The 17,721-nt window shown below is 67.8% G+C and carries 16 protein-coding genes; 9 read left to right on the forward strand and 7 right to left on the reverse strand.

Annotated elements, in window-relative coordinates; genetic code table 11:
• The first annotated feature begins 4 nt into the window (after positions 1-4).
• Together modB and modC are read left to right on the forward strand one after the other, a co-directional pair.
• Entirely contained in the window at positions 5-682 is a 678-nt protein-coding gene (gene modB / locus PJ259_RS19730) for a molybdate ABC transporter permease subunit (RefSeq protein WP_271653898.1), read from the forward strand.
• Complete coding sequence (gene modC, locus PJ259_RS19735) at positions 679-1,755, forward strand: molybdenum ABC transporter ATP-binding protein (RefSeq protein WP_271653899.1); 1,077 nt, start codon at positions 679-681, stop codon at positions 1,753-1,755. Before modB ends, modC begins: the two co-directional genes overlap by 4 nt.
• Here the strand turns inward: modC and PJ259_RS19740 are convergent.
• Positions 1,747-2,673, reverse strand: coding sequence for a LysR family transcriptional regulator (locus tag PJ259_RS19740; protein WP_271653900.1), 927 nt, complete (start codon positions 2,671-2,673; stop codon positions 1,747-1,749). The two genes, modC and PJ259_RS19740, sit on opposite strands and share 9 nt — an antisense overlap.
• Positions 2,674-2,811: 138 nt before the next feature.
• Between PJ259_RS19740 and PJ259_RS19745 the strand changes: the two genes are divergently transcribed.
• Complete coding sequence (locus tag PJ259_RS19745) at positions 2,812-3,699, forward strand: DMT family transporter (protein ID WP_271653901.1); 888 nt, start codon at positions 2,812-2,814, stop codon at positions 3,697-3,699.
• Here PJ259_RS19745 and PJ259_RS19750 read toward each other — a convergent pair.
• The 4 genes from PJ259_RS19750 to PJ259_RS19765 are packed head-to-tail and all read right to left on the reverse strand — an operon-like array spanning position 3,696 to position 7,181.
• Positions 3,696-5,024 carry an NAD(P)/FAD-dependent oxidoreductase gene (locus PJ259_RS19750; protein WP_271655898.1) on the reverse strand — a complete coding sequence of 443 codons (1,329 nt, stop codon included), beginning with the start codon at positions 5,022-5,024 and terminating at the stop codon, positions 3,696-3,698. The genes PJ259_RS19745 and PJ259_RS19750 overlap by 4 nt on opposite strands.
• Complete coding sequence (locus PJ259_RS19755) at positions 4,997-5,740, reverse strand: amino acid ABC transporter ATP-binding protein (RefSeq protein WP_271653902.1); 744 nt, start codon at positions 5,738-5,740, stop codon at positions 4,997-4,999. Before PJ259_RS19755 ends, PJ259_RS19750 begins: the two co-directional genes overlap by 28 nt.
• The gene (gene ehuD / locus PJ259_RS19760; protein WP_271653903.1) at positions 5,737-6,405 is read right to left on the reverse strand and encodes an ectoine/hydroxyectoine ABC transporter permease subunit EhuD; all 669 of its coding nucleotides are present in this window, start codon (positions 6,403-6,405) and stop codon (positions 5,737-5,739) included. The genes PJ259_RS19755 and ehuD overlap by 4 nt, the downstream gene beginning before the upstream one ends.
• A gap of 11 nt (positions 6,406-6,416) precedes the next feature.
• Positions 6,417-7,181, reverse strand: a complete 765-nt coding sequence (locus PJ259_RS19765; protein WP_271653904.1) for an ABC transporter substrate-binding protein — start codon at positions 7,179-7,181, stop codon at positions 6,417-6,419.
• Positions 7,182-7,362: 181 nt separating this feature from the next.
• On the opposite strand from PJ259_RS19765, the gene PJ259_RS19770 reads away from it, so the two are divergent.
• The 6 genes from PJ259_RS19770 (at position 7,363) to PJ259_RS19795 (ending at position 13,375) form a co-directional block, all read left to right on the forward strand.
• Complete coding sequence (locus PJ259_RS19770; protein ID WP_271653905.1) at positions 7,363-8,142, forward strand: IclR family transcriptional regulator; 780 nt, start codon at positions 7,363-7,365, stop codon at positions 8,140-8,142.
• A gap of 102 nt (positions 8,143-8,244) precedes the next feature.
• The gene (locus tag PJ259_RS19775; RefSeq protein ID WP_271653906.1) at positions 8,245-8,715 is read left to right on the forward strand and encodes a nuclear transport factor 2 family protein; all 471 of its coding nucleotides are present in this window, start codon (positions 8,245-8,247) and stop codon (positions 8,713-8,715) included.
• Positions 8,716-8,788: 73 nt separating this feature from the next.
• Positions 8,789-9,694, forward strand: a complete 906-nt coding sequence (locus tag PJ259_RS19780; RefSeq protein ID WP_271653907.1) for a LysR family transcriptional regulator — start codon at positions 8,789-8,791, stop codon at positions 9,692-9,694.
• A 107-nt stretch (positions 9,695-9,801) separates the two neighbouring features.
• Entirely contained in the window at positions 9,802-10,992 is a 1,191-nt protein-coding gene (locus tag PJ259_RS19785) for a CaiB/BaiF CoA transferase family protein (RefSeq protein WP_059313595.1), read from the forward strand.
• Positions 10,989-11,915 (forward strand): hydroxymethylglutaryl-CoA lyase, encoded by a 927-nt coding sequence (locus PJ259_RS19790; RefSeq protein ID WP_271653908.1) that lies wholly within the window; start codon positions 10,989-10,991, stop codon positions 11,913-11,915. The genes PJ259_RS19785 and PJ259_RS19790 overlap by 4 nt, the downstream gene beginning before the upstream one ends.
• A 74-nt stretch (positions 11,916-11,989) precedes the next feature.
• Entirely contained in the window at positions 11,990-13,375 is a 1,386-nt protein-coding gene (locus PJ259_RS19795) for an MFS transporter (protein WP_271653909.1), read from the forward strand.
• A gap of 2 nt (positions 13,376-13,377) precedes the next feature.
• On the opposite strand, the gene PJ259_RS19800 is transcribed toward PJ259_RS19795, so the two are convergent.
• Positions 13,378-16,476: a multidrug efflux RND transporter permease subunit gene (locus tag PJ259_RS19800; RefSeq protein ID WP_271653910.1), complete on the reverse strand. Its 3,099-nt coding sequence runs from the start codon at positions 16,474-16,476 to the stop codon at positions 13,378-13,380.
• Positions 16,476-17,627, reverse strand: a complete 1,152-nt coding sequence (locus PJ259_RS19805; RefSeq protein WP_271653911.1) for an efflux RND transporter periplasmic adaptor subunit — start codon at positions 17,625-17,627, stop codon at positions 16,476-16,478. Before PJ259_RS19805 ends, PJ259_RS19800 begins: the two co-directional genes overlap by 1 nt.
• Between the last annotated feature and the right edge of the window lie 94 nt (positions 17,628-17,721).

The raw sequence follows: 17,721 nt of genomic DNA on the forward strand, positions 1-17,721 counted from the left end.
TCCCATGACCCTGACCGCGGCGGACTGGGCGGCGATCCGCCTGACCCTGGAGCTGGCCAGCGTGACCACGCTGCTGCTGCTGGTGCTGGGCACGCCCCTCGCCTGGTGGCTGGCGCGTACCCGCTCCTGGCTCAAGGGCCCCCTCGGCGCCCTGGTGGCCTTGCCGCTGGTGTTGCCCCCCACGGTGATCGGCTTCTATCTGCTGCTGGCCATGGGGCCGGAAGGCTGGGTCGGGCAGCTCACCGAAGCGCTGGGCCTGGGCCGGCTGCCCTTCACCTTCGCTGGGCTGGTGGTGGGCTCGCTGTTCTATTCGCTGCCCTTCGTGGTGCAGCCGCTGCAGAACGCCTTCGAGGCCATCGGTCCACGCCCCCTGGAGGCGGCGGCCACCTTGAGAGCCAGCCCCCTGGACACCTTCTTCCATATCGTCCTGCCGTTGGCGCGGCCGGGCTTCATCACCGCCGCCATCCTCGGCTTCGCCCATACCGTGGGCGAATTCGGCGTGGTGCTGATGATCGGCGGCAACGTGCCCGGGCGCACCCAGGTCGTCTCCACCCAGATCTTCAATCATGTGGAAGCCATGGAATATCCCCGGGCGAATCTCCTGGCCGGCGGCATGCTGGTCTTCTCCTTCGTGATCCTCCTGTTGCTCTATGGGCGCCGCGGGCGGTCGGCCTGGACATGAGTCTGGCGGCGAGATTCGAACTCTCGCACCCTGGCTTCGCCCTGGATGTGGACCTCGCGCTGCCTGGCAGCGGTGTCACCGCGCTGTTCGGGCCTTCGGGCTCGGGCAAGACCTCCTGCCTGAGGTGCGTGGCCGGCCTGGAACGTGGCGCCCGCGGGCGCCTGGTGGTGGCCGGCGAGACCTGGCAGGACAGCGAGCATGGGCTGTTCCTGCCGCCGCACCGGCGTGCCCTGGGTTATGTCTTCCAGGATGCCAATCTGTTCGAGCACCTGGACGTGCGCCGCAACCTGCTGTTCGGCTGGAAGCGGGTCGCGCCGGGCGAGCGGCGTCTGGCACTGGAACAGGTCGTCGAGCTGCTGGGCATCGCGGGGCTTCTGACCCGAATGCCGGCACGCCTTTCCGGCGGCGAACGCCAGCGGGTCGGCATCGCCCGGGCGCTGCTGACCAGTCCGCGTCTCCTGCTGATGGACGAACCCCTGGCGGCGCTGGACGCCGAGCGCAAGGCCGAGATTCTGCCCTATCTGGAACGCCTGACCCGGGAGCTGGCGCTGCCGATCCTCTACGTCAGCCATGCCCCCGACGAGGTGGCGCGGCTGGCCGATCACCTGGTGCTGCTGGAGCAGGGGCGGGTACTGGCCAGCGGGCCGACCAGCGCGGTGCTGGCGCGGCTCGACCTGCCCATCGCCCTGGCCGAGGACGCCGGGGTGGTAGTGGAGGGGCGGGTACTGGGCCATGACCCGGATTACGGCCTGCTTAGTCTGGGCCTGCCGGGCGAGCAGCGCGTGCTGCTCGCCCATGCGCCGCTGCCGCCTGGCCAGGCGCTGCGCATCAAGGTGCTGGCGCGAGATGTCAGCCTGAGCCTGGAACGCCAGCACAGCAGCATCCTCAATGTGCTGCCCGCGATCGTCGCGGAGATCGCCCCGACCCGCTCGCCCGCCCAGGTGCTCTTGCGCCTGGACCTGGGTGGTACGGCGCTGCTGGCGCGGATCACCCGCTACTCGCTGGAACGCCTGTCGCTGCAGCCAGGCAGCCAGGTCTGGGCGCAGTTGAAGTCGGTGGCCGTATTAGCCTGAAGCTGCCGCAGGCCTGAGCCGCTCCAGCAGAAAATCCACCAATACCCGTACCGCTGCCGGCAGCTGCCGATCCGGCGGGTAGAGCAGCCAGGCGGTGCCCTGGTAGGGACCAAGGTATTGCCAGTCGGGCAGTACCCGCAGCAGCCGGCCTTCGGTCAGGGCGGCCTCAGCCGCGAAGGCCGGCAGGCAGGCGATGCCGAGGTCGGCAAGGGTGGCCTCCAGGCGCACGCCGCTGTGGTTGCAGGCCAGGCGGCCGCGAACCGTCACGCTTTCCACCCGGTCGCCACGGCGCAGTTGCCAACGCTGGTCGCCGGGGGTTTCGCCCAGGTAGAGACACTCGTGTTCGGCCAGCGCCTGGGGCTGCTGCGGCAGGCCGTGGCGCCGGAGATAGGTGGGGCTGGCGCAGAGCACGAAGTCCATCTCGCGCAGTGGTCGGGCGACAAAGCCGGCGGGGGGCTGTTCGGTGATGCGTACCAGCAGATCCTGGTCGTCGGCGATGGGGTCCAGCGGGCGGTCGTCCAGGCGCAGTTGCAGATCCACGTCCGGATAGCGCTGGAAGAACTCCGGCAGCAGTGGGGCGATCAGCCGGTAGCCGACCGCCTTGGGCATCGCCAGGCGGACCTGGCCGCGGGGCTCCTCGAGGTGCTGCAGGCCGCTGTCCAGCGCCGCGCCGGCGGCGTTCAGCAACTGGCGGCAGTGGCCGAGCACCTCGCGCCCGGCCTCGCTCAGCCGCAGCTGGCGGGTGGTGCGCTGCAGCAGGCGCACACCTAGTTCCCGCTCCAGCCGCGCGACCTGGCGACTGACCGCCGAGGGCGTGGCGTCCAGCAACCGGGCGGCGGCGGTGAAGCTGCCGGTCTCCACCACCTTGGCGAAGGCGACCATGCAGGGCAACAGGGGAAGAGCGCGCAGGAGATCCATGCCGATATCCGCAGGAAGCAATGGGGTCGGAAATGCTGGCATTGCTTCCCTGGGGGAACAAGAGCTATGCGTGGCGACTGGCTTATGGTGATCACTGCCAGCGTGCACACTGGCAGCCGAATGTACGGAGACGCTGTCATGACGCAACGCCCCACCTTCGGCCTCGCCGAAGGCCTGCTGCTCGCCACCGCCCTGGTCTGGGGCACCAGCTACGCCGTGGTCAAGGACGCGGTGATGCTCTATCCGGTGCTTGGCTACCTGGCGCTGCGCTTCTGTCTCACCGCACTACTGCTGGCGCCCACCCTGAGGGGCGCGGGCCGGCGGGCCTGGCGACCGGGGGTGCCGACCGGCCTGCTGCTGCTGGCGATCTTTCTCGCCGAGACCTTTGGCGTGGCCCTGACCAGCGCCAGCAACGCCGCCTTTCTCATCAGCCTCTGCGTGGCCCTGACGCCCTTTGCCGAGTGGTGGCTGCTCGGCCAGCGACCCGAGGCCCGCGCCCTGGGCGCTGCGGGCCTGGCGGTGGTGGGCGCCGGCCTGCTGACCCGCGGGGTGACTCTGAGCTTCAACCTGGGCGACGGTCTGATCCTGCTGGCAGCCGTGTTGCGGGCGATCAATGTCTGCGTGGTACGCCGCCGGTTGAGTCGTGCCACCGCTCCGGTGCCGGCCCTGGCCCTGACCGCCGTGCAGACCGGCGTGGTGGGCGTGGCCTGCCTGCTGCTGTTCGCCCTGGGGCCGGGGCTGGCGCCGCTGCCCCTGCAGCCGGGCTTCTGGTTCGCCACCGGCTATCTGGTACTGTTCTGCACCCTGGGCGCCTTTCTCGCCCAGAACTACGCCCTGGGCCGCGCCAGCGCCACCCGCGTCGCCCTGCTGATGGGTGCCGAGCCCTTGTTCGGCGCGCTGTTCGCCAGCTTCTGGCTGGACGAGCGCCTAGGCCTCTGGGGTTGGCTGGGCGGCCTGCTGATCGTCATCGCCTCGCTGTGGGGGACGCTGCCGCGGCGGGATCTGCCGCGACCCGTCCAGGCCTAGCCGCCCAAGCGATCCAGCAGGCTGTACCAGGCCACGCCAGCGCCTATGTAGAAACGCTGCAGGCGGTGCAGGGGAATGGGACGCAGGGGGCTGAGCGGATAGGGGAAGTCCGCGCCAGTGTCTGTGAGACGGGCCGCCAGATGACGCCCGAGACTGGTGCACAGGGCGATGCCTCGGCCATTGCAGCCCAGGGCCAGCGTGACCCCGGGTGCCGGCTCATGCAGGTGCGGCAAGAAATCACGGGTGATAGCGATGCGTCCGGCCCAGCGATGGCTGTAGCGCGGCTTGCCGAGCTGGGGGAACAGCAGCTCCAGGGAACGCTCCAGATGGGCGAAATCACCTGCGCCCTGGGGGTCGTCGAAATGGCCACGACCGCCCATCAACAGCCGCCCTTCGGCGTCGCGGCGCAGGTAGAGCAGCAGGCGTTGGGCGGTGGACGCGGTTTCGCCACCGGGCAGGATACTCGCGGCGGCCTCGCCGGTCAGGGGCTCGGTGGCGACGATGAAGCTGTTGGCAGCGAGTATCGTTCGCTCCAGGCCCGGCCAGAGCGCGCCGGTGTAGCCGTTGGTAGCGATCACCACCTGTTCGGCGCTGATCGAGGAACCGTCCGCCAAAGTGGCCTGCCAGTGTCCGTTCCGGGACTGCAGGCCAGTGACCGGGCTACGGTCGTGCAGGCGCGCACCGGCCGCCCGGGCCGCCCAGGCCAGGCCACGCAGATAGGACAGCGGCTGGATACCGCCAGCACGACCATCGCGCCAACCGCCGGCGAAGGCCCGGGTGCCCATCCGCTGATGCAGCTCGCTGGCGTTCAGGCAATCCGCGGGCACCCCGCGTGCCTGCCATTTCCGCGCGCGGGCGTGCAGTCCGGGTACACCCTTGGCGGAGTAGGACACCTGCAGCCAGCCCTGGCGCACCGGGGCGCAATCGATGCCATGGCGCGCGATGAGATCGAAGACCAGATCCGCGGAGCCGGAGATGGCGGCGATCAGGGGCTCCGCCTGGGTTGGGCCGAACAGTCGCTCCAATTCGTCCGGATCGTACTTGAGGGTCGGATTGACCTGCCCGCCGTTGCGCCCCGAGGCGCCCCAGCCCAGTTGATGAGCTTCCAGCAGACAGACGTCCACGCCGGCCTCCGCCAGATGCAGGGCGGTGGAGAGGCCGGTGTAGCCACCGCCGATCACTAGTACATCCGCGCGCTGGGCGCCCTGGAGTGGCTGGAGTGGCGGGCCGGAAATCGCAGTAGCGGCCCACAGCGAAGGCGGCAACGATTGTCCAGCGGCAAGGCGTGCAGCATCCATCACCGCGCACTCCCGCCGGGTGCCAATACCCGGCGCAGGAAGTCCTGGGTACGAGGATGCTCGGGGGCGCCGAGCACCTGTTCGGCGGAGCCGCTCTCGACGATCCGGCCGCCATGCAGGAAGCAGACGCGATCCGCCACCTCGCGGGCGAAGCCCATCTCATGGGTCACCACCACCATGGTCATGCCGTCGGCGGCCAGATCGCGCATCACCTGCAGGACCTCGCCCACCAGTTCCGGATCGAGTGCCGACGTGGGTTCGTCGAACAGCATGGCGGCCGGCTTCATGGCCAGGGCGCGAGCGATGGCCACCCGTTGTTGCTGCCCCCCGGAAAGCTGGTCCGGATGGGCATCGGCCTTCGCCGCCAGCCCGACCTTGTCCAGGAGTTGCAGCGCTTCCGCGCGTACCTGGGCGGCCGGCTCGCGCTTGACGTACAGCGGCCCCTCCATGACGTTTTCCAGCACCGTGCGATGGGGAAAGAGGTTGAAACGCTGGAACACCATGCCCAGCCGGGTGCGCAGCGCCGGCGCGTCTCGATCACCCCGGGCGATACGGTCGCCGAATACGCGAATGTCGCCACCCTCGTAGGACTCCAGGGCATTGATGCAGCGCAGTAGCGTGGACTTGCCGGAACCAGACGGGCCGATCAGACAGACCACCTCACCCGCCGCGATGGACAGGTCTACCCCGTGCAGTACGCTGAGGTCGCCATAACGCTTGTGTAGCGCATGGATCTCGATCATCGGGTTCTCCTCGCGCCAAAGCGCAGCTCGAGTCGGCGCAGGCCATACACCAGCGGCAGACTCATCAGCAGGTAGAGCAGGGCGACCAGGGTGTAGACGGTCATGTTCTGGAAGGTCGAGGCAGCGATCAGCTGGCCCTGGCGGGTCATCTCGGCGACGGTGATGGTGGAGACCAACGAGGAGTCCTTGAGCATCATCACCAGAATGTTGCCGTAGGGTGGCAGGGCGATACGAAAGGCCTGGGGCAGTATCACCCGACGCATCATCAGCAGCGATTTCATGCCCAGGGCCTCGGCTGCCTCCCGTTGGCCCTGCTCCACGGCGAGGATGCCAGCGCGGAAATTTTCCGCGTGATAGGCAGAGTAGGCGACGCCCATGCCTATTACCCCGGCCTGGAAGGCACTCAGGTGGATGCCCAGATCGGGCAGCACGAAGTAGATGTAGAACAGCTGCACGATGATGGGCAGGCCGCGGATAACATTGATCACCGTGCTGGCGGCCACGGACAGCGGCTTGATTGGCGATAGCTTGCACAGCGCCAGGACCAGGCCGAGCACGCTGCTCAGAACAAAGGACAGCACCGTGATCTGTACGGTGACCCAGGCGCCCTGCAGCAGCAGCGGCAGGAAGTCACGGGCGTTCTGGAGGAAGTCGGCAAGATCCATGGAGCCTCCGGTCAGATGCCCCAACGCTGCTGGATGGTTTTCAGGGTGCCATCCGCTTTCAGGGTGGCGATGGCCTTGTTAAGGCGATCACGCAAGGCGGTATCGCCCTTGCGCACCACGAAGCAGACATCGCCGGAGCGACTGGGCTTATAGCCCTCGGCGAGCTTGACCCCGCGGAAGGCTTTTTGCCGGATCTGATAGGCGAGTATGGGCTGATCGCCGATGCCAGCCTTGACCCGGCCAAGGGCGATGTCGCGGGCCATGTCCGCCACGGAATCGTAGGTACGGATCTCGCTGAAGATACCGAGCTTGACCAGCATGTCGTAGAAGGTGGTGCCCGCCTGGACACCGATGACCTGGCCCTTGAGGGCTGCCAGATCGGGATAGTGACTCTGGTCGTCCGCCGCCACCAGCAGGCCTTCGCCATAGGCATAGACCGGATCGCTGAAGTCCACCACCTTGGCGCGCTCCTCGGTCCTGAGCATGCCTGCCGAGATGACATCGATCTTCTCGGCGGTCAGCGAGGGAATCAGCGCAGCAAAGGAGTTCTGCTGGATCTCGACGGTGAGCCCCGCAGCCTTGGCGGCCGCTTCGATGCTGTCGATCATCATGCCCTGAATGCTGCCGGTCTTGAGGTCGAGAAAGGTGAAGGGTGCACCGGTCGCGGTGGCCCCCACCTTGATCGATAGAGCTTCCTCGGCATGGGCCAGCGTCAGGGCGAGCGTGGTGCTCAAGCCCAGGGCTAGACGGCGGATCAAAGTGAGCGAGCCTTTCATAGGGAGTCTCCAGTGCAATGGATGAAGCGCCCCAGAACAAAGGCAATCCCTATGCCATAAGCGATAATTTCAAATCGTATTGTGATTTATCTAATTGAATAAGCGATACATAAAAATCGGTATCCGATATTTGGCCCGGTCTTTGCCTTGCTCTGTTCACCTGATACCTGCGAGCGAAATCATGCTGGAACCCCGATCGGAACTGTTCAATCAATCACTGGAGAAGGGGCTGGCGGTACTCAAGGCTTTCAACGCCCAGCGTCGTACCCTGAACCTGGCGGAGGTGGCCGAGGCCGCGGCCATGACCAAGAGCTCGGCGCAGCGCATGGTGGTTACCCTGGAAGCCCTGGGTTACCTGAGGAAACAGACGCGGACCCGGCGGTATCAGCTGACGCCCCGGGTACTGGAGCTAGGCTTCAACTACCTGGAAGCCCATCCGCTGATCGAAGTCGCCAACCCCTTTCTGGCCGAGTTGACCCGCCTCACCGGGGAAACCTGCTGTCTGACCGAGCCGGTTGGCGAAGAGATGGTGTATGTCGCGCGCTTTCTCAGTGCCGGCTTTGTCCCGGTGCACATGCCTATCGGCAGTCGCGTGCCGCAATATTGCACTGGATCGGGGCGTGCCTATCTCAGTGCCCTGCCGGAGGTCGAGGCGCGAGAGCAACTGGAACGGATGGATCGTCGGACGCATACGCCCGCGACCCTGACCGCCGTTGCTGACATCCTGAAGAATCTTGAGCAGACGCGGCAACAGGGTTATGCCGTGAACGCCGAAGAACTCTTTCTGGGCGACATGACGTTGGCCGCTCCCATCATCGACGGGCGTGGCCGGCCAGTGGCCGCCGTCCATGTGGTGGCTCCCACCAGTCGCTGGAATCGTGCGGATGCCGAGCGTCAACTGGCGCCGGCCCTGCTGCAATGCACCCGTGCCTTGAGCGGATCGGCTCGGGTCCTGGAGTGATCGACTACCGATCAGCATACTGGCCAGATCCGTGGGGCGATCGACCTTGCGACGATGACACGCCACCCGGACACTGGGGCCTCACCTGCCTAGGAGTGTCCCATGAGCGCTGCCCGTCCCCCCGTACCGCCTTTCACCCTGGAATCCGCCCGGCAGAAGGTCCGCGCCGCCGAAGACGGCTGGAACAGCCGCGATCCGGCCAAGGTGGCGCTGGCCTATACCGTCGACAGCCGCTGGCGTAACCGTTCCGAATTCCTCCAGGGGCGCGCCGCCATCGAGGCCTTTCTCACCCGCAAGTGGCAGCGCGAGCAGGAGTACCGGCTGATCAAGGAGCTCTGGGCCCATGACGGGGCGCGCATCGCCGTGCGCTTCGCCTACGAATGGCAGGACGAAAACGGCCAGTGGTATCGCTCCTATGGCAACGAGAACTGGCAGTTCGACGACCAGGGCCTGATGGCCGAGCGTCACGCCAGCATCAACGACCTGCCCATCAGCGAAACCGAGCGGCTGTTTCTCTGGCCCCAGGGCCGGCGGCCGGATGACCACCCGGGCTTGAGCGACCTCGGGCTCTGACCGGCGGCGGGTGGCTATCCCGGACGGGGCTAGGTCCTGTACAAGGACCTCTGGCCGCCAGGACCCGCTGACGATGCACTACCGCAACCTGCTCCGCCGCCTCGATCTGGTTTCGCTGCAACTGCTGCTGGCGGTGCACGAGGAGGGCACCCTGACCCGCGCCGCCGAGCGCGAGATGATCGCCCTGTCCGCCGCCAGCAAGCGCCTGCACGACCTGGAGCGCTCGCTCGATATCGAGCTCTTCGAGCGCAACGCCAAGGGCATGACCCTGACCCCGGTCGGCGAGACACTGCTCTACTACGCCAAGCGCATCCTCGCCGACGTCGAGCGCATCAGCATCGACGTCGGCGAGCACCTGCAGGGGGTGCGCGGCTACGTGCGGATGATGGCGAACATCTCCGCCATCATCGAATTCCTGCCCGAGGATCTGCAGGCCTTCGCGGTCGGCCATCCCCAGGTCAAGGTCAGCCTGGACGAGCGACCCAGCGCCGGCGTGGTGAAGGGCGTGCTGGAAGGCGCCGCCGACCTGGGCATCTGCTCCTCGGATACCGACACCCGTGGCCTGCTGGCCGTGCCCTACCGGCAGGACACCCTGGTGGTGGTGATGCGCCCGGATCATCGCCTGGCCGCGCAATCGCGGCTGGCCTTCGCCGAGACCCTGGACGACGACCACGTCGGCCTGCACGCCGACAGCTTCATCAACCTGCGTACCAAGGCGGCCGCACGCAGCCATGGCAAGGCCTTGCGGCTGCGCATCCATGTGCCCGGCTTCGATGCCGTGTGCCGCATGGTGCAGGCCGGCTTCGGCCTGGGGGTGCTGCCCCTGCAGGCCTTCGAACTCATCGGTCGGCCGCTCGGACTGGTCGCCGCCGCCCTGGAGGACGACTGGGCGCAACGCAGCCTGGCGCTGGTAGTGCGCGACGTGGACTCCCTGTCACCGGTCAGCCGGTTGCTCTACGACCACCTGCTGCAGGTCTGAACCCAGGCCTTCGTGTTTCGCGAAGGCCTGTTGCCGAAAGACGTTTATCCCCGGCTGACCGATTGTCCTAGCATCGGTGCATTCCAATAACAAAGAGGCTAGTCCGCATGACGGCTCTTACCGGACTGCGTGTCATCGAGATCGGCACGCTCATCGCCGCCCCCTTCGCCGCGCGCCTGCTGGCCGAATTCGGCGCCGAGGTGATCAAGATCGAAGCCCTGGACAAGGGCGATCCCCTGCGCAAGTGGCGCAAGCTGCACGAGGGCACCTCGCTGTGGTGGTACCTGCAGTCGCGCAACAAGAAGTCCCTGGCGCTGAATCTCCGCTCCGCCGAGGGCGTGGCCTTGGTCAAGCAGCTGGTCGAGGGCGCCGACGTGCTCATCGAGAATCTGCGCCCGGGTGCCCTGGAAAAGCTGGGTCTCGGCTGGGACGTCCTGCACGCCCTCAACCCCAAGCTCACCCTGGTGCGCATCTCCGGCTACGGCCAGACCGGCCCCTATCGCGATAGACCCGGCTTCGGCGCCATCGGCGAGGCCATGGGCGGCATCCGCTACACCACCGGTACTCCAGGTACGCCGCCGGCACGGGTCGGAGTCAGCCTGGGCGATTCCCTGGCCTCCATGCACGCGGTGATCGGCGCGCTGATGTCGGTGCTGCGGGTCAAGACCGGCCAGGGCGACGGCCAGGTGGTCGATGTCTCCCTGGTCGAGAGCGTATTCAACGTGATGGAGAGCCTGGTGCCGGAGTACTCCATGCTCGGCCATGTGCGCGAGCGCACCGGTGGGGCGCTGCCGGGCATCGCGCCGTCCAATACCTATCCCACCCGTGATGGCGCCTATGTGGTGGTCGCCGGCAACAGCGATCCGATCTTCGTGCGGCTGATGCAGGCCATCGGCCGACCGGATCTCGCCGAGCGTGCGGACCTGGCGCAGAACGATGGGCGTGCCCGCCACAGCGAGTTGATCGACGACGCCATCGCCGCCTGGACCGGTAGCCTGGGGATCGACGAGGTGCTGGCGGTGCTGGAAGGCGCCGAGGTGCCGGCCGGGCGCATCTATTCCGCCGCCGACATCGTCGCCGATCCCCACTACCAGGCGCGGGACATGCTGCTGGACACCACCTTGCCCGATGGAGCCACCCTGAAGATGCCGGGCATAGTGCCCAAGCTGTCGGCAACGCCGGGCCAGGTGAACTGGCAGGGTCCGACCCTCGGCCAGCACACCGATACCTTGCTGACCGAACTGGGGCTGAGCGAGGCGGACATCCAGCGGCTCAAGAAGGATGGGGTGGTGCAATGAGTGCCGAGCGCCTGATCGTCCAGGAAGTGGCGCCCCGTGATGGCTTGCAGATCGAGCCGAGCTGGGTGGAAACCGCTGACAAGATCGCCCTGATCGACCAGCTGTCTGGCCTGGGCTTCTCGCGGATCGAAGCCGGCTCCTTCGTCTCGCCCAAGGCCGTGCCCATGCTGTGCGATGGTGAGGCGGTGTTCCAGGGCATCGCCCGCCGGCCCGGGGTGACCTATGTCGCCCTGGTGCCCAATCTCAAGGGTGCCCAGCGCGCCCTGGCAGCAGGTGCGGATGAATTGAATCTGGTGCTCTCCGCCAGCCAGACCCACAACCAGGCCAACATGCGCATGAGTTGCGAGCAGTCGCTGGCCAGCTTCGCCGAGGTGGTGCAGCTGGCCAAGGGGCAGGCGGTCTCGCTCAACGGCACGGTGGCGACCACCTTTGGTTGCCCGTTCGAGGGGCGCATCGACGAAGGCTGGGTGTTCGAACTGGTGCAGCGCTACCTGGCGCTGGGCATGACCGGCATCACCCTCGCCGACACCACCGGCATGGCCAATCCACGGCAGGTCGCGCGGATCGTCCGTCAGGTGCTGGAACTGATCCCGGCGTCCGCCCTGACCCTGCATTTCCACAATACCCGCGGCCTGGGCCTGAGCAACGTGCTGGCCGCCTACGAGGCCGGCGCCCGTCGTTTCGACGCCGCCCTCGGCGGGCTCGGCGGCTGTCCCTTCGCGCCCGGCGCGTCCGGCAACATCTGCACCGAGGACCTGGTGAATCTCTGCATGGAAATCGGGGTGGAGACCGGCATCGATCTGGAGCAACTGATCGCGCTGTCGCGTACCTTGCCGGCGCTGCTCGGCCACGACACCCCTGGCCAGGTGGCCAAGGCCGGGCGCAACTGCGACCTGCATCCGCCGCCTGCGGCGGGTGGCTAACCCCCGCCCACCCTTCGTTCGCCCTGACTACAACAACAAAGGAGCGCCAGCCTGGCCGCTCCCGGGAGATCGCTATGCATCCGTCCGCTACCCCCGCCGCCGTCGCGGCCGCTGAGCACGCCCTGGTCCGCAAGGTCGCCTGGCGGCTCATGCCGCTGATCATGGTCTGCTACCTGTTCGCCTTCTTCGACCGCATCAACATCAGCTTCGCCAAGTTCCAGCTGCAGGCCGACCTGTCACTGAGCAACACCGCCTACGGTCTGGGCGCGGGGCTCTTCGTGGTCGGCTATGTGCTGTTCGAGGTGCCGAGCAACATGATGCTGTACAAGGTCGGCGCACGGCGCTGGATCGCCCGCATCATGATCTCGTGGGGCATCGCCACGGCGCTGATGATGTTCGTCACCGCCGAATGGCAGTTCTATGTGCTGCGGTTCCTGATCGGCGCCATGGAAGCCGGCTTCGCCCCGGGCATCCTCTACTACCTCACGCTCTGGTTTCCGCAGAGCTACCGCGGCCGCATCACCTCGACGCTGTTCCTGGCCTCGGCCTTTGCCGGGCTGATCGGCGCCCCGGTCTCGGGACTGATCCTCGGCCAGCTGGACGGCCTGCTCGGCATGCGCGGCTGGCACTGGCTGTTCCTGCTCGGCGGCCTGCCCTGCGTGCTGCTGGGCGTGCTGGTGCTGCGCTTGCTGCACGACCGCATCAGTGATGCGCCCTGGCTCAGCGGCGAGGAAAAGACCTTTCTGGCCAGCCGCATCTCCCGCCATGAAAACAACGCCCACGGCTCGCTGCTGGCGGCGATCCGGCTGCCGGGTTTCCTGCTGCTCGGGCTGATCTACTTCCTGATCCAGGTCGCCTCCTACGGCCTCAACTTCTGGGCGCCGCAGCTGATCCGCAGTGCGGGCACCGAGAGTCCCACCATCATCGGGCTATTGACCGCCGTGCCCTATGTCTTCGGCGCCATCAGCATGGTGGTGGTGGGGCGGTTGTCGGACGCCAGCGGCGAGCGGCGCAAGTTCGTCTGCGGCCTGGTGATCGCCGGGGCATTGGGATTCTTCAGCGCAGGTCTCTTCGCTGACCACACCACCCTGCTGATCCTCTCCCTGGCGCTGATGGGCGCCGGCATCATCGCCTCCATTCCGGCCTTCTGGGCGCTGCCGCCGAAACTGCTCGCCGGCGCGGGAGCCGGTGCCGCGGGCGGTATCGCCCTGATCAACACCCTGGGACAGTTCGGCGGCATCGTCAGCCCGGTGATGGTGGGCTACATCAAGGACGTGACCGGCAGCACCACCCCGGCGCTCTATCTCATCGGCTGTACCAGCCTGCTGGCCGCCGGCCTGCTGTTCTGGGCACTGCCGCAGAGCCTGCGGACTTCGGACCGGGTGGGTGCCCGGACGCCAGAACCCGCACCGGTCGAGGACGTCGCGCTGCTGGGGGACAAGCGTCCCCTCAACTCCTGAGGCTAGAGGTCCGGCGCGCGCCAGCGCCGGACCAGCCTGAGCACCAACACGAAGAACACCGGCACGAAGACCAGCGCCAGGGTGGCGCTGAGCATGCCGCCGATCACCCCGGTGCCCACCGCCTGCTGGCTGGCCGAGCTGGCGCCGGTGGCCAGGGCCAGCGGTACCACACCGAGGATGAAGGCCAGCGAGGTCATGACGATGGGCCGCAGGCGTAGCCGGGCGGCACGGCAGGTGGCCTCGTACAGGTCCATGCCGCCGTCGTGCAGGCTCTTGGCGAACTCGATGAGCAGGATGGCGTTCTTCGCGGTGAGACCTATCACCGTGATCAGGCCGACCTTGAAGAAGACGTCGTTGGGCATGCCTCTCAGGGTCACCGCCAGCACCGCGCCGAGCACCCCCAGGGGCACCACCAGCAGCACCGCGGTGGGAATCGACCAGCTCTCGTAGAGGGCGGCGAGGCAGAGGAACACCACCAGCAGCGACAGCCCCAGCAGCACCGGCGCCTGGCCGGCGGAGAGGCGTTCCTGCAGCGATAGCGCCGTCCATTCCAGGGCGAAGCCCCGCGGCAGCTCCGCGGCCAGGCGCTCCAGTTCGGCCATGGCCTCGCCAGTGGTATGACCGGGCAGCGGCTCACTGGACAGGCTGATAGCCGGGTAGCCGTTGTAGCGCGACAGCTGCGCCGCGCCCTGGGTCCAGTCGGCGCTGACGAAGGCGGAGAGCGGCACCATGCGGCCACGCTCATTACGCACCTCCAGCCGCAGCAAGTCGTCCACCTGGCTGCGGGTGCCCAGTTCGGCCTGGACGATCACCTGCTGCATCCGCCCGCGATTGGGAAAGTCGTTGACGTAGCTGGAGCCCAGGGCGGTACCCAGCGTCTCGCCGAGGGCGGCGAAACTTACCCCCAGGGCAGCGGCCTGGCGGCGATCCACCACCAGTTGCACCTGGGCACTGTCGGCCAGGGCCGTCTCGCGCACATAGGCGATGATGGAATTGCCGGCAAGCTTCTCCTGCAGTTGGTCCCGCGCCGCCTTGAGCGCGGCCTGGCCGCGATTGGACCGGTCCTGCAGGCGCACCTCGAAACCGCTGGAGGTTCCCAGGCCTTCCACCGGCGGTGGCAGCACGGCGAAGCCCTGGGCCTCGCTCTCGCCGGCCAGGGCGGCATTGGCGCGCTCGGCGATGGCTGCGGCGGAATCCGCCGCGCCGCGGGCGGACCAGTCCTTGAGGGTGGTGAAGGCCAGGGCGGCGTTCTGGCCGCTGCCGGAAAAGCTGAAGCCGAGCAGGACGAGGTCGTTGGCCACGCCCGGCTCCTCGGCGTAATGGCGCTCCAGGCGCTCGATCACCTTGAGGGTGCGCTCCTGGGTGGCCCCGGGCGGCAGCTGGATATCGGTGATCAGATAGCCCTGATCCTCGGTGGGCAGGAAGGCGCCGGGCAGACGGCCATAGAGCACCACCAGCCCCACCAGCAGGGCGGCGAACAGCACGAGGTTCGGCAGCAGTCGGTGGATGGCACGGGCCACCCAGCCTTCGAAGCTGCCGGTCAGCCGCTCGAAGCCGCGGTTGAAGGCGCCAAAGAAGCCGCCGCGCGCATGAGTGCCCGTGGCGATCGGCTTGAGCAGGGTGGCGCACAGCGCGGGGGTCAGGCTCAGGGCGAGAAAGGCGGAGAAGAGGATGGCCACCGCCATGGACGCCGAGAACTGGCGATAGATGACGCCGACCGAGCCGCTCATGAAGGCCATGGGCACGAAGACCGCGGTGAGCACCAGGGTGATGCCGACGATGGCGCCGGAGATCTCGCCCATGGCCTTGCGGGTGGCGGCGCGTGGGTCGAGGCCCTCGCTGGCCATCAGTCGCTCGACGTTCTCCACCACCACGATGGCGTCGTCCACCAGGATGCCGATGGCCAGCACCATGCCGAACAGGGTCAGCACATTGATCGAATAGCCCAGTGCCAGGAGCACGGCGCAGGTGCCCAGCAGCGCCACCGGCACCACCAGGGTCGGGATCAGGGTGTAGCGTAGATTCTGCAGGAACAGGTACATCACCGCGAAGACCAGCGCCATGGCCTCCAGCAGGGTATGGATGACCTGGGTGATGGAGATCTTGACGAAGGGCGCCGTGTCGTAGGGGATGTCGTATTTCATCCCGGGTGGAAAATACTGGGACAGCTCGGCCAGCTTGGCACGCACGGCCTGGGCGGTGGCCAGGGCGTTGGCGGTGGGCGCCAGCTGCACCCCGACCGCCACCGAAGGCTTGCCGTCCAGCCGCGTGCCGAAGTTGTAGCTCTGGCTGCCCACCTCGACCCGGGCCACGTCGCCCAGGGTCACGCTGGAACCGTCGGCCCCGGCACGCAGGAGGATGCCGGCAAACTCTGTAGGATCGCTGAGCTGGCCCTTGATCAGCACCGGTGCGGTCAGTTCCTGGCCAGCGGGGGCAGGCAGTTCGCCAAGGCTGCCGGCCGCCACCTGGACGTTCTGCTCGGCGATGGCCCGGGTCACGTCCGCCGGGGTCAGGCCGACCGCCACCAGGCGACTGGGATCGAGCCAGACGCGCAGGGCGTGCTCGGCCCCGAACAGCTGGGCCTTGCCCACGCCGTCCAGGCGGCGCAGTTCGTTGACCACGTTGCGCGCCAGGTAGTCGCTCAGGGCGGTGGTGTCGAGGCGCTCATCGGTCGCGGAGAGCGTGACGAACATGAGGTAGCCGGCCGAGGTTTCCTCGATCTGGATACCCTGCTGGGTGACCGCCCGCGGCAGGCGCGGCTCCACCACCTTGAGGCGATTCTGGATGTCCACCTTGGCCAGCTCCGGATCGGTGCCGGGCTGGAAGGTCACGGTCAGGGTGGCGCTGCCCTGGCTGCTGCTGGAGGAGAAATAGAGCAGGTGATTGACGCCATTGAGCTCCTGCTCGACGAGGCTGACCACGCTCTCGTCCAGGGTCTGCGGCGAGGCGCCCGGATAGGTCAGGTACAGCTCGATCTGCGGCGGCGCCACATTGGGGTACTGGGCCACCGGCAACTGGGGAATGGCCAGCAGACCGGCGAGCAGGATGAACAGCGCCACCACCCAGGCGAACACCGGGCGGTCGATGAAGAAGTTGGCCATCAGCGCACCTCCGCCGCGGTGGCCTGGACTTCTTCGGGCTCCACCACCAGTCCCGGCTGGGCCTGTTGCAGGCCCGAGAGCAGTACCCGCTCACCGGCGGCGAGACCGGACTCCACTACCCAGCGGCCTTCGACCACCGGGCCCAGGCGTATCTCGCGCAGGGCCACCCGGTTCTCGGCGTCCACCACCCAGACCTGGGCCCCGCCGTCGACGCTGCGCTGCACCGCCCGCTGCGCCACGCTCAGGCCCTGGTCGATGCGCGCCTGCTCCAGGCGCACCCGCACGAAGCTGCCAGGCAGGAGGTCGTGCCGCGGATTGGGAAACCGGCTGCGCAGGGTGATCTGTCCGCTGTTGGTGTCCACCGCGAGATCGGCGAACAGCAGGCGGCCTTCTTCGGGATAGGGGCTGCCATCCTCCTGCAACAGGGTCACCCGCGCCTGATCCGGCGCCACCTGCTGTAGCCGGCCGTCCCGCAGCGCATCGCGCAGGACCTTGAGCTGGCGGGTCGACTGGGTGACATCGGCATGGATGGGGTCCAGCTGCTGGATGATCGCCAACGGCGTGGCGTCGCCCTGGCCGACCAGCGCGCCCTCGGTGACCAGCGCCTTGCCGATGCGCCCGATGATGGGGGCGGTGACCGTGGCGTAGCCCAGGTTCAGCCGCGCCCGCTTGAGCGCCGCCTGGGCGGCTGCCACCTCGGCCTCGGCTTGCAGGCTGGCACCGCGGGCGTTGTCCTGCTCCTGGCGGCTGATCGCCTCGCTCTCGACCAAGGCCGCGTAGCGTTCGGCCAGGCGCCGCGCCTGGAAGGCACTGGCCTCGGCCTTGCGCAGGGCGGCGGCGGCACTGTCCACCTCGGCCTGCAAGGGCGCCGGGTCGATGCGGAACAGCACGTCACCGGCCTTGACCTCACTGCCTTCGCGAAACACCCGCTGCAGCACGATACCGGCGACCCGCGCCCGCACCTCGGCGGTCCGCGGCGCCACCAGGCGGCCAGTGAGTTCGCTGGCGATGGCCAGGGGCATGGTCCGCAGCCTCTCCACCTGCACCTTGGGCGCGGGCGGGGCGGCGGCTTCCTCGGCCGGACGGTCGCAGGCGGCGAGGAGCAGACAGAGCAGCACGAGGCTGCCAAGGGCAGGGCGGGTCAGGGACATCGGGACTTCCTCCAGGAGAGCGCCATGGTAGGCGGCGCACGCGAGTGGTCCTGTAAACGTCTGTAGCGCTCTTGTGAAAGAGTGTTAAGGCAGG

It is taken from the genome of Pseudomonas sp. JBR1 (assembly GCF_028198185.1).
GTDB lineage: Bacteria > Pseudomonadota > Gammaproteobacteria > Pseudomonadales > Pseudomonadaceae > Chryseomonas > Chryseomonas oryzihabitans_E.

Bases quoted from the DNA above. Each gene is read 5' to 3' on its own strand.
- PJ259_RS19790 (WP_271653908.1), top strand. From the start codon at position 10,989: ATGAGTGCCGAGCGCCTGATCGTCCAGGAAGTGGCGCCCCGTGATGGC.
- ehuD (WP_271653903.1), bottom strand. From the start codon at position 6,405: ATGGATCTTGCCGACTTCCTCCAGAACGCCCGTGACTTCCTGCCGCTG.
- PJ259_RS19765 (WP_271653904.1), bottom strand. From the start codon at position 7,181: ATGAAAGGCTCGCTCACTTTGATCCGCCGTCTAGCCCTGGGCTTGAGC.
- PJ259_RS19740 (WP_271653900.1), bottom strand. From the start codon at position 2,673: ATGGATCTCCTGCGCGCTCTTCCCCTGTTGCCCTGCATGGTCGCCTTC.
- PJ259_RS19775 (WP_271653906.1), top strand. From the start codon at position 8,245: ATGAGCGCTGCCCGTCCCCCCGTACCGCCTTTCACCCTGGAATCCGCC.
- modB (WP_271653898.1), top strand. From the start codon at position 5: ATGACCCTGACCGCGGCGGACTGGGCGGCGATCCGCCTGACCCTGGAG.
- PJ259_RS19745 (WP_271653901.1), top strand. From the start codon at position 2,812: ATGACGCAACGCCCCACCTTCGGCCTCGCCGAAGGCCTGCTGCTCGCC.
- PJ259_RS19805 (WP_271653911.1), bottom strand. From the start codon at position 17,627: ATGTCCCTGACCCGCCCTGCCCTTGGCAGCCTCGTGCTGCTCTGTCTG.
- PJ259_RS19780 (WP_271653907.1), top strand. From the start codon at position 8,789: ATGCACTACCGCAACCTGCTCCGCCGCCTCGATCTGGTTTCGCTGCAA.
- PJ259_RS19785 (WP_059313595.1), top strand. From the start codon at position 9,802: ATGACGGCTCTTACCGGACTGCGTGTCATCGAGATCGGCACGCTCATC.
- modC (WP_271653899.1), top strand. From the start codon at position 679: ATGAGTCTGGCGGCGAGATTCGAACTCTCGCACCCTGGCTTCGCCCTG.
- PJ259_RS19795 (WP_271653909.1), top strand. From the start codon at position 11,990: ATGCATCCGTCCGCTACCCCCGCCGCCGTCGCGGCCGCTGAGCACGCC.
- PJ259_RS19800 (WP_271653910.1), bottom strand. From the start codon at position 16,476: ATGGCCAACTTCTTCATCGACCGCCCGGTGTTCGCCTGGGTGGTGGCG.
- PJ259_RS19755 (WP_271653902.1), bottom strand. From the start codon at position 5,740: ATGATCGAGATCCATGCGCTACACAAGCGTTATGGCGACCTCAGCGTA.
- PJ259_RS19770 (WP_271653905.1), top strand. From the start codon at position 7,363: ATGCTGGAACCCCGATCGGAACTGTTCAATCAATCACTGGAGAAGGGG.